The 9,401-nt window shown below is 59.6% G+C and carries 10 protein-coding genes and 1 pseudogene; 6 read left to right on the top strand and 5 right to left on the bottom strand.

Going from position 1 to position 9,401, the window contains the following annotated elements:
- Positions 1–1,179, bottom strand: a 1,179-nt coding sequence (locus I8N66_RS31845) for a GumC family protein (RefSeq protein ID WP_291162751.1), incomplete at its 3' end; no start/stop codon positions are given.
- A gap of 562 nt (positions 1,180–1,741) precedes the next feature.
- Here I8N66_RS31845 and I8N66_RS31850 point away from each other — a divergent pair.
- The 3 genes from I8N66_RS31850 to I8N66_RS31860 all read left to right on the top strand — a co-directional run bounded on the left by I8N66_RS31850 (position 1,742) and on the right by I8N66_RS31860 (position 3,551).
- Complete coding sequence (locus I8N66_RS31850) at positions 1,742–2,125, top strand: hypothetical protein (protein ID WP_291162754.1); 384 nt, start codon at positions 1,742–1,744, stop codon at positions 2,123–2,125.
- 580 nt (positions 2,126–2,705) lie between these two features.
- Positions 2,706–2,909 carry a hypothetical protein gene (locus I8N66_RS31855; RefSeq protein WP_291162757.1) on the top strand — a complete coding sequence of 68 codons (204 nt, stop codon included), beginning with the start codon at positions 2,706–2,708 and terminating at the stop codon, positions 2,907–2,909.
- 27 nt (positions 2,910–2,936) lie between these two features.
- The gene (locus I8N66_RS31860; RefSeq protein ID WP_291162760.1) at positions 2,937–3,551 is read left to right on the top strand and encodes a response regulator; all 615 of its coding nucleotides are present in this window, start codon (positions 2,937–2,939) and stop codon (positions 3,549–3,551) included.
- 17 nt (positions 3,552–3,568) lie between these two features.
- On the opposite strand, the gene I8N66_RS31865 is transcribed toward I8N66_RS31860, so the two are convergent.
- Together I8N66_RS31865 and I8N66_RS31870 are read right to left on the bottom strand one after the other, a co-directional pair.
- Complete coding sequence (locus tag I8N66_RS31865) at positions 3,569–3,748, bottom strand: hypothetical protein (RefSeq protein WP_291162794.1); 180 nt, start codon at positions 3,746–3,748, stop codon at positions 3,569–3,571.
- 1,028 nt (positions 3,749–4,776) lie between these two features.
- The gene (locus I8N66_RS31870) at positions 4,777–4,989 is read right to left on the bottom strand and encodes a hypothetical protein (protein WP_291162763.1); all 213 of its coding nucleotides are present in this window, start codon (positions 4,987–4,989) and stop codon (positions 4,777–4,779) included.
- A gap of 737 nt (positions 4,990–5,726) precedes the next feature.
- On the opposite strand from I8N66_RS31870, the pseudogene I8N66_RS31875 reads away from it, so the two are divergent.
- The 3 genes and pseudogenes from I8N66_RS31875 to I8N66_RS31885 all read left to right on the top strand — a co-directional run.
- Positions 5,727–5,837 (top strand): annotated as a pseudogene (locus I8N66_RS31875) (DUF2934 domain-containing protein); the annotation flags it as partial.
- Between the two features lie 150 nt (positions 5,838–5,987).
- A complete protein-coding gene (locus I8N66_RS31880) occupies positions 5,988–6,419 on the top strand; it encodes a CBS domain-containing protein (RefSeq protein ID WP_291162766.1) in 432 nt (143 codons plus the stop codon).
- 44 nt (positions 6,420–6,463) lie between these two features.
- A complete protein-coding gene (locus tag I8N66_RS31885; protein ID WP_365888198.1) occupies positions 6,464–7,084 on the top strand; it encodes an HD domain-containing protein in 621 nt (206 codons plus the stop codon).
- Between the two features lie 15 nt (positions 7,085–7,099).
- Here I8N66_RS31885 and I8N66_RS31890 read toward each other — a convergent pair whose 3' ends face one another.
- Positions 7,100–7,618: a sigma-70 family RNA polymerase sigma factor gene (locus I8N66_RS31890; protein ID WP_291162770.1), complete on the bottom strand. Its 519-nt coding sequence runs from the start codon at positions 7,616–7,618 to the stop codon at positions 7,100–7,102.
- 277 nt (positions 7,619–7,895) lie between these two features.
- Positions 7,896–9,230, bottom strand: coding sequence for an Nramp family divalent metal transporter (locus tag I8N66_RS31895; RefSeq protein ID WP_291162773.1), 1,335 nt, complete (start codon positions 9,228–9,230; stop codon positions 7,896–7,898).
- Positions 9,231–9,401: the final 171 nt, after the last annotated feature.

A 9,401-nucleotide genomic window follows, 5' to 3' on the forward strand; every position in this document is an offset into this window, starting at 1 on the left:
GCGGGTAATGACGCGCACACCGCTGCTCAGCAGAGTCGATTTTTCTTCGGCGATCTTGGCGCGGGAAAGGAACGTCTGGAACAGTTCCTTGTTTGCGGCAGCGATCCGTTCCAGATCGCGCAACTGCACGCCGACCTGATCTTCGACCGCCGATTGGCCAGATACCGACGCCAGCGCCCGAGACAGCGCAGCTTCGCGAGCTTCAGCAGCTTCAACCTCGTTTCTGAGGTTCCCGACGAGACGTTGAATCTCGGCGCCGATCTGCTGTTCTATGTCGCGGTGCTCCGCCTGGACGGTCATCACCTCAGGATGCTGTTCGCCATAACGCAACCGTAGATCCGCTTCCTTGCGGGTGATGACACCAGCCTGGGTACGCAGCGCGTTGACGACGTCGGACTGAAGCACATCGGGAAGGGTCTGCGCATCGCCGCCCGAACCAAGGACTTTTTCTGCCTGCTCGTACTTCGAGCGTTTCGTTGCCAGTTCGGCGCGGGCGTTGATGAGGGCAATGTTCAACTCGGACAGTTGCTGTCCTGTCAGGCTTCCGGACTGCGTCGCCAGAAGATTGTGCTCAGCGCGAAACTTCTGCACGGCGTTTTCCGAGCGGCTCAGTTCCTCGCGCAGAATTCCGGCGCGTTCGCTCAACCAGGTGGAAGCCTTCTTGGCTCCCTCGTAACGAGACTCGATGCGGTCTTGCACGTATACTTGGGCAAGCGCATTGGCGAGGCGGGCCGCCTGTTCGGGATCATGCGACGTTACGTTAAGCTCGATGACATCTGCCAGGCCGACGCGCGAGACTTCGAGCGCGCCCTCCAGCCATGTCAGGGCTCCGGCCTCAAGGGCAGGATCTACCGCCAACCCTTCGCTTTCGACCACCTTCTGCAACAGCGAGGCGGACGTCAGGACGGCGATTTCGCTCTCGATGAATGTGGAGTTGTCTCGCAGCTCAGGCCCGGCGTCCTGAGACAGGATATAGTCTTTGGGAGTGTCGAGCAGTATCCTGGAAATGGCCGTATATGACGGTGTGACGACGAGCGAGATCGCGACGAAAACTGCGAGCGTCACGACGGCGGTGAACGATATGAACTTCCAACGCCGGCGAAGAAAATCGATGATTTCCCTCACGTCGAGCAGCGCCGGTTCCGGTGTTACTATCACACGGTCGGTCGAGCCCTGCATCTTCAAATCCCTTCAAATATCCATAATGATAAGTTCCGCTAGTGCTGCACCAGCGGAGGGGCCTGCAGTAAACGAACGCTTGAGGAGCGAATGGTCTGTGGCACTTAAACGCAGCAGTCCCGGCATTCGCACGCCGGTTCGCCGTAAGTCCAAGTCATCCCGCTCCGCCGTTGACCGATCAAACTGCCGGCCAGCGCAAAACATATCAGGTTCGCTAATATTCGTGCCATCAGCACTAGTGCGTAGCAATTTGAAGCGAGGGATGAGGCGGCGAATACCTTTGGCCGATCGTATCGCCAAAAGGCGAATGGCGCGTACCGCTAATGAGGTAGGGTCGACGACGAAATACACGAATGAGACTGCTGACGACCAGCGCCTCAAAATGGTAATCGTCGAGCCAGCCCAGACTGGAGCGGCCGAAGGGGCCGTCGTCTTGGCAACTTAGCCATTTTCGATGACACTTTGATGAATGCCTTTCACTCAGCATGCCGGTGAGTTCGATACCGAGTTCCCGGTTGATCAGACGTGCAACTTGAACGGGTTCTGCGAACCGTGGGCCGCTATGGATACTCTCATCGAATTCGCTTCGCAGCGCATTGCGGTCACGTCCGGGATCGTGATGGTCCTGCTCGCGGCTCTTCCGGCCGTACTTTTCCTCGCAGGTGGGCGCAATCTGCGATACAGCGCCATCGCGGTGCTTGTCGGCGCTGTCACGCTGCTCCTGTTTGGCATTGAAGGCGTTACCGGAGCGGTCGTCATCGTGATCGCCGATATTCTCGTGGTCTCGGCAGCGATCCTCACCATGTATAAGAGGATTGTACAGGTCGAAGCGAAACTCGATGCGGCGAAGTCGGCTATTCGTGAATTGGAGATCATGGAGGGACGACGCCAGGTCTTCAGTGCCAAGACGTCGATAGAGCGTGTTACCTCGAGTGCCAGCCGGTAGGCTGCCATCAGCTGATCGACATGACCGCGCTGAGATGGAAGCCCCGATGTTCAGCGGATCATTGCTGAGTGTCTTGACCGGGGACTTGATCGGGCGCCAGTTCGCGCGGTTTTATAATGCGTGTTTTCCCGGTTGGCGGAGCGGGTTCGACCAGTTCGTGATCACCTCCTGGGCGGAATGAGAACGCCGCCACATTTTTCCAGCTTTTGCGCCCGCGTGTCGGGCTGCTCGCCTTGCGGGTCGGCGTGTCCGGTTCTGCAATCAGCAGGCGGCGTCCCATCGACCGGCAGGGAAACCGTGGGGCCAGCGGCCAGAAGTGTCGTCAGGGCGGCGAATGTGGCGGTACCTACCACGGTGGCCGACGAGCTGTTTCGGTCAAAGATGCGCGCGTATCTGATCGGTGCAGTGGATTTCATATGCCAAACCGGCGACGTCGCCTTACGTTCCAAAGCGACGCTACTGCGGCCAGAGAACTGGAAAGCTTGGCTTCTTCGCCCGGAGGGGGTATCCTGCCATCGGTTTCGCTACTATCGGCGGCATGCCCGACAAAGCACTTTAATGGATGACTAGGGTAGAAGCGATGGCTTCGGGCAAGAAGATAGACGGTGAGAACGATCACTTGCTGATGGGCGATCCGGCTCCCCACTCGTTCAACGCGGACACGGGGCTGGTCGATGATATCCCGGATCGGCTGTTGATACTCGCCAACAGGCTGCAGAGGGCTCTCGATTCCCGGCGAGCCGCAGCATCGGCCACCGAGCGCGCGCAGCGCCAAGAGAACTAAGGTGGGCAGAGAGATCGAGGACCAAACATGATGCCGGACCTGCAGCATTTGCGGGTACTGGTGGCGGAGGATGAGTTCTATGTCGCAAATGACATCGCCCTGTGGCTCGAAAGAGCCGGAGCGACCATCATCGGCCCCACCCCAACGGTGCAAGAAGCCTTGAAAAGCCTGTCGACGGCGGACGATATTCAGGTTGCCGTCCTCGACATCAACCTGAACGGAGAGCTGGTCTTTCCCGTAGCGGACGAGCTTGCACGCCGATCGGTCCCCTTGATCTTCTTTAGCGGCTACGACGATTTGAGCGTTCCGGAGCGGTTCAGTTCGGTGGCGCGCCTTAGCAAATGCGCCGGTTCGTCTGACCTGGTGAGTGCGGTTTTCGAGCAATATCTCCTGAACATGTCGACCCTTGCCCCGCTCCGCGGGGGCTTGCCCGGTCAACTCGTGACAGATCTCATTCCCGGCCTGCGCCTCAGGGCCAGGGTGCTGATGTCGAGCATCAAGGCCGCGGACTCCCTCGTAGAGCGCACGCTCGAACGCGCGATCGTCCTGGCGGCCACAAGAGAGCGAGCACAGCCGCTCGATGCGTGGCTGCATGAGTTGATGACGACCATCTACAGCGAAAGCCCATTCGGGCCGAACTGATAGCGACCATTCCCCGGTTACCCAAATGACGGGCCGCGTTGGGTGTGAATGGGTGGTTCTCGGACTTCGTCCGGGTTCGGCGTCCGCTTTTCATCCGGCAAATCTTCGGGTTCTGGTTCCTCGATCGGGGGCGGTATCCGGTTCGGCTGTGGAACGGGCGGCTGTTGCTCGCCGGGTCGATATGGGCTCGGGCTCATTCCTTTTTCCTCGTTTTCCATGAAGAACCAACGGTTTCCCGCATGGTTCCGACAAGTCGGGGGACGGTTTCGGTTGGCGCTTCCGAGGTATTCGGGATCTTAGGCAGTTCGGCTCGCTCGCTGCCAAGCCAGAGGCCGCGGTCTTGAAGCGCATGCACTGACCGAAAATTCCCTTCGTGGCGCGCAACTGATTGCCGCGACCGGTTCCGCATCATTTAGCGCCGCTCTGGATAGGTGATCAGGCGGCCGTAGCGCTTCCCCTTGTTCTTTGCCTTGAAGTCAATGAGTTCGTAGACCTTCCCGGCGTCAACGGGTCCGCGATTGTGGCCACGTCCTTCTTGTCGTCTGAAGTTCCTCTTTCTCTGTGGGGAAGCATAACGGCAGCGCTGGCGGTTGCGACCACCCATGATCGCGGACTTTGCGCAGAGTGCGCCCTCTACTCACATCCATGATGGCGTTAGTGGCGACCTTGCCTCCCGCCGGAGAGGTGGACGAGTCCGGCACCTTTCGTTGTTAACTCTTCCGAGAGTTCCTTCGCAATGGCCGCCCCTTCTGAGTTGCCGTACCTGCCGTCGACGTACCTGAAAACACGTATTCTCATGATCGAGGCGACAATTGCAATCACAACGATACGCAAGCGTTTTTTTCCGGTAGCCGTTGCGATCTAAAGCAAACCCTTTGGGAGGCTCGTGTTCCATCGCGGGACGGAGCATCACAGGCTTCAGTGGCCAGGAACGATTGCCGGCGCCACCGGTGGGGCCGTCCCCACTTTCGGTTCGAGGGTGGCGAGAAAACAAATGAGCACCACGGGGGCGATGCTGGCTTTGTCCACGGCCTACCTCAGCCCTTTAATGTGAGCGTAACGAGGCACCGGCGCGCGACCGTTACCGAATGACCGGCAGCACTTAATTTCCACTAATCCAAATGGGCTAGAAATCCACTTTCGTACACGCCGCGTTCTTACCTCGTTCGGTGAGTATTAGAGTTTAAACTTGCGGTAGAAACGCAGGTTTTTCCTTTCCTCCCGCTCAAAAGTTCGGGGCGTCTCCGCCTTCGCCGTGTGAAAGGAACTTCATCAGTACGGATACCAGGTGTTGAGCGGTCGCTCGATCGAGCATGAGTTCAACGACCTCCTCTTGCTCGGCCATGAGTTGAAGACGGCCAAGAAGGGGGTCGCTCGAAACGACTTCAATGTCGGCGCCGAGGTAATCCGCCTCCAGCGTCGACCAGCTGATTTCCATTGTTCCCCTCCCATGGATGGTAGATTAGAATGTAATAATAAATGAAATTGAGGCGCGAGGCAAAACCCAAGAAATGCGCAGAACGGACGCGTGCCGGGACGGTACGGGATCAACCAATGAGAAGGTCAATGACGGCACGAGTGCACGCGAAATTAGCATGCGGCGGCAAGGAAGGCACGACCGTGTTCCTTCACATTGGATATTCGGCAGACGTTCAGATCTTGGATAGACGCTTCACGAGGGGGAATTCTTGCGGCCCTCGGATGAGCGCCGACAATCGAGAGGCTGCCATCCAGTTCAAGCCGGGCAAGTCGTACTACCTCGACTTCATGCCGGCTGATCCCCAACCGAAAAAACCGGCATGGGCATGTCAGAAGCATAGCGGCCGCAGTTATCAATCTTGTCCAGATAGATCGCTGAAATCGGGCATCGAGTTGAGGTAGACTTCCTCAATCTTCCCCAATCGCCAGTTGCCCTTCTTCGATCGCGCCGAAATAGGCTTCCTTGCGTCTCGTCGACGAATGGTGAGCGCTTTTCGTCCGGCTGAAGAGCGCCCTATCGGCTGCTGCCCGCTGTGCAATCAATGGAAGTTCGTCGAAACGCATCAGCAGTAGCGAGATGAACGCCGAATGCGTCCTGGATATTGCCAGACCTGCGCCACCGAACCTTGGCAGAGCCAGGAACAAATCCAGCTTCTCAGAGTTTGCAAAGCTTAACACTTGAGGAGGGTCAGTGTCATGGACGAGAGGCAGGAACTCATTCGTCGGCGCGCATACGCGATCTGGGAAAGCGAGGGACGGCCCGAAGGTCAGGACCAGCGCCACTGGGAACAGGCATGCCGTGAATTGGCCGAGCGTGAGCATCCCCATCCGACGGACCAAGCAGCTGACGACCAAACCGGAACCCTCGTTGCTCCGTCGACCGCTCCGCATGGAAAGGCCGGCCGCGGCGCTGATGACGCCTGAACCAGAGAAGCCTAACAAGAGAGGAGCATTCACATGCGAATTGCTGACATCATGACAAGGGACGTTCACGTTGCGAGCCCTGACGATATGGTTTCGACGGTGGCGCGCGAAATGGCCGCAAACGATATCGGATTTCTGCCGGTCCGCGAAAGCGATCGCTTGGTTGGAATGATCACCGACCGCGATATTGTCGTACGCTGTGTCGCGGACGGTTGCGATGGCAAGACGCGCGTCGGCGATATCATGACTGCCGACGTGAAATACTGCTTTGACGATGAAGACGTGTCCGAAGTCGCCCGCAACATGGGTGATGTGCAGGTGCGCCGTTTGCCGGTCGTCGATCGCAACAAGCGGCTCGTCGGCATCGTATCGCTGGCGGATGCGGCGCGTCGCGATCCTGCGCTTGCCGGCATTGGCCTCAAGGGCGTGACTGCTCCGGGCGGTGCACACAACCAAAGGCCCTGACGATGCCTGACACACGCGACAGGCACTCATTGTGGCGCTCCCCAGTGCTGCTATCCGCGCCGGAAGAACGTGCCTGGGCGCGCGAAGTCGCCGTGCACGCCCATGCAGGCCAGCGCGACAAGGCAGGTGAACCCTACGTCCGGCATTGCCAGCGCGTTGCCGATGCCGTTGAGGGTGAGAAGGCCAAGACCGTGGCTTTCCTGCACGATGTCCTCGAAAAAGCGCCGGGATGGACAGCTGAAAGGCTGTTGGATTCCGGCTTTTCGCCAGAGGTCGTGGCCGCCGTCGAGTGTCTGACGCGACGACCAGGTGAAACGAAGGACGCATTGACGATCCGCGCCGCTGCCAATGAGCTTACCCTTAAGGTGAAGCGGGCGGACCTTGGCGACAACCTTGCCCAACTTGAACGCCAGGGCAAAAGCGGCGCCGAGTACCGGCGCAGGCTACACCTGCTTGATGAGGCCGTCAGTGACGCGGACGATGAAGACGCGGCTGCGGGCCTTGGGTCCGGCGAGGACGATCTGAGCGAGGCGCGACTTGCCCGCGTTGACGCGGCTCGACGCGTGGTCCGGGGCCAGAACACCGATCGTGTCGCGAAGCGATCTTTCGTCGTTCTCTTCGGCTTGGCGATCGTCGGCGCCGTTTACCTTATTTTCCTGCAGTGATCTGACCGTGCCGGTTCATTCAACCGGCACACCGTTCATGCGGTATGCGAGCTCGTCGCGAGCTCGGCTTAGCCTGCTCTTGATGGTTCCAACGGCGCAGTCGCAGAGATCGGCCGCCTCCTTGTAGCTCAGGCCATAGCCGGCGACGAGGACAAGAACCTCCCTATGGACGGGGGCCAGCGTTTCCAGCGCCGTACGCAATTCGCAGTTCAACACACACCACTCCTGCGGCGGTGCCATTGGTATCGGCAATTCGGCGCAGTTGATGACGCCTGGCGCTTCACGCCGGCGCAATTTGTACTGAGTACGGAAGGCATTGTGCATTATGGTGAAGAGCCACGACTTCAGATTTGTGCCGGGCGCGAACCCATCGATACCGCGCAGCGCGCGGAAAAGTGTTTCCTGTAGAAGATCATCCGCCTCGAAGTTGGAGGTGACAAACGTCCGTGCAAACGCTCGCAATGCCGGAATGAGATCAACGACCTGAGTTTCCAGCGGCTGCGTTTGCTCTTCCTTCATAAGGGTGGAAGGCATGGGGAAAACTGCCTTTCGGGATAGCCTGGTTGCTCTTTTAACAATGCGCGGTTGGCCTTTATGTTCCGCCCCCCATACTGGCAGTCCCCAACGGGTATTAGCGCCAGGCCCCTCGTTTTGGGCATGTCGTTGGAAGAAGCCAAGTCGAAGAAGGAGCTGAGAGAAGGTGCCGGCTCGAGGAACTGGAGCCAGAACTCATGGCACACCCGGCAAGCCACTCGCGCCTCTGGCGGTTGGTTCCCCGCGCCGACGCGGAAGTGGTTCTCGCGGCGGTCTGCTAGAGCAAGAACAATCCGGCCGTTGCAGCCAGCATCACCAGGGCGGTCGCTCCGCCGAGCGTCAACATCCACCAGGGCGCCTTGAGCTGGCCCATGATGCGGCGGTTGGCGGCCATTATCGTCATGATGGCGATGAGGGGCCCCGCGAGCATGCCGTTTATGACCGCGCTCCAATAGAGCAATAGGAATGGATCTACCCCGACGAGGAAGACGATAGCGCTGCCAAGCGTTGCCAGTGCAATCGTGCCGTAAAAGGCCTTGGCCCTTCGCGGCGCGCGATCCAATCCTTCGGGCCATTGAAACAGCTCGGCCACGGCGTAGGCGGCCGAGCCCGCAAGCACGGGAACTGCCAACATGCCCGTGCCAATGATGCCGGCGGCGAAAAGCGCGAAAGCAACATTTCCGGCGACCGGCCGTAGAGCCTCGGCGGCCTGTGCCGAGGTTTCAATGTGGGGCGTTCCGTTTGCGTGGAGCGTTGCGGCAGTCGCGATCATGATCGACAGGGCGACCACACCGGATAGCGCCATGCCGACGATGGTATCGATCTCGATGCGCACAAGCTCCGACCCGGCGGCCTGCGGGGCCGCGCCCAATCTCGGGTGATGTCGCCGCTCGAGTTCTTCGACCTCTTGGCCTGCCTGCCAGAAAAGCAGATAGGGGCTGACCGTCGTTCCGAGCACGGCAACGAGCGCCGTTGCCTGTTCGCCGCCGAAGGTGAATGAGGGAACGAAAATGCCCCGCGCCGCTTCCATCCACGGAACATCGACGGCGAAGACGACCGCGACATAGGCAAAGAGTGAAAGCGTCAGCCATTTCAGGAATGTCGCATAGCGGCGGTAACGCACGAAAATCTCGAGCAACACGCAGACGATGCCGAAGGTCACGGCATAGACAAGCTGTGGGCCGCCGGCGAGGAGCTGTAGGGCAGCACCCATGGCGGCAAGATCGGCGCCAATGTTGATGACGTTTGCAATCAACAGCATCAACGTCGCCACGCGCGCCAATGACGCTGGATAGTGCCGTCTCAGATTCCGCGCGAGACCCTGGCCGGTTACGGCACCAATCCGGGCGCTCAGCCCCTGCACGCCGACCAGGAACGGATAGCAGAACAGAATGGTCCAGCCGAGCGCGAAGCCGAATTGCGCGCCAACCTGGCTGTAGGTGGCGATCCCGCTTGGGTCGTCATCGGCCGCCCCGGATATCAGGCCAGCGCCAAACTTGCGTGAGAAACTGCTACCGTCCTGTTCGGGTTGGGCCGTTGTTGAGCGCCGCTCGCGCCCAACACTACCGTCCTTCTCGTCCGATAAATCCGTCTGCTGGACCGGATCCACCATGATCGGCCTTCCGTTGCTGATGCCAGTTCAGCGTCGAACGGCCCTGCCGGGCGATTGTTCCCTGTGGCTCGGCCTGCCTCCTCCGCTCGCCCCGCCGAATAGCGGCCGCTCCGCGCAATTCGGACTGCACGGAGGCGTGTGTCGAATTGAGCAGAGCGTCCTCAGCTATAC

Origin of the sequence: Ensifer sp. SSB1, assembly GCF_016652895.1 — a bacterium.
GTDB lineage: Bacteria > Pseudomonadota > Alphaproteobacteria > Rhizobiales > Rhizobiaceae > Ensifer.